Source organism: Bradyrhizobium sp. 164 (assembly GCF_023073715.1).
In the GTDB taxonomy this organism is placed as follows: Bacteria; Pseudomonadota; Alphaproteobacteria; order Rhizobiales; family Xanthobacteraceae; genus Bradyrhizobium.
Window position 1 is genome coordinate 1 of record NZ_JADPKA010000058.1, and the last position, 840, is coordinate 840.

The 840-nt window shown below is 58.7% G+C and carries 1 protein-coding gene and 1 pseudogene; both read left to right on the forward strand.

The window, feature by feature from the left end; all coding sequences use genetic code 11:
• Positions 1-301: 301 nt before the first annotated feature.
• Positions 302-463 (forward strand): annotated as a pseudogene (locus IVB01_RS35720) (ISL3 family transposase); the annotation flags it as partial.
• 77 nt (positions 464-540) lie between these two features.
• Positions 541-840 (forward strand): transposase DNA-binding-containing protein (locus IVB01_RS19435; RefSeq protein ID WP_276577624.1); only part of this gene is annotated, 300 nt, incomplete at its 3' end.

Genomic DNA, 840 nt, shown 5'->3' on the forward strand with positions numbered 1-840 from the left:
CATTGGAACGGTCCTTCCTTTGTGGCGCCTCTCGAAGCGACCACGTTAGGCACTTTTGATGCCGGTTCGAAGGGCCGTTCCACACCATCACTTTTGATGCAGTTTGGGGGATGTCTGGCGCTTTGATCAGAGGAGTATCAGCGCCATGCAGCAGGCACTCCAGCGCTCCAATCTGGTGCCGAGTGGGTTTGTTGTAGAGAGTGCGTACTACGAAGGCGATATGGCCGTTATTGTGGTCCGGGCGTCTGGACGCGTTGGTCTGTGTCCGTCGTGCGGAACGGTTTCCTGACGCGTCCATAGCCGGTATCGGCGACGCGTGACCGATCTGCCGCTTTCGGGGCGGATCGTGCAGCTCCTGGTGATCGCTCGCCGCTTCCGCTGCGATGCCGTCCTCTGCGGGCGCCAAATCTTCACTGAGCGCTTCGCCGACTTTCAATTACCCACATTTAGCCGAGAGGGCTGAGGGAGCGCACCAACTATTGCATCGCAGGAATCGACCGTGATTCCTTGTCTGGCACCGATTCGCAGGGGGCGGTGCCAATGGACGAAAAAGCCGACGCATGGTTTGATCGCGAGCTCGCTGGCTGCAACCTTGCCGACGAGCGCCTGAATAAGCGGCTCCGCAAACTGGTAGCGCAGATCGGGAGCGCCATGGGAGAAAGCATTCCGCTGGTGTGCCAGGACTGGGCCAATACTAAGGCTGCGTATCGTTTTTTCTCCAACGACCGGGTCAGTGAGGCGGACATTCTGGCCGGCCACTTTCAATCGACGCGTGAGCGCACGATTGCCACCGACGGACCTATTCTAGTGCTCCACGATACGACCGAGTTCAGTTATCAA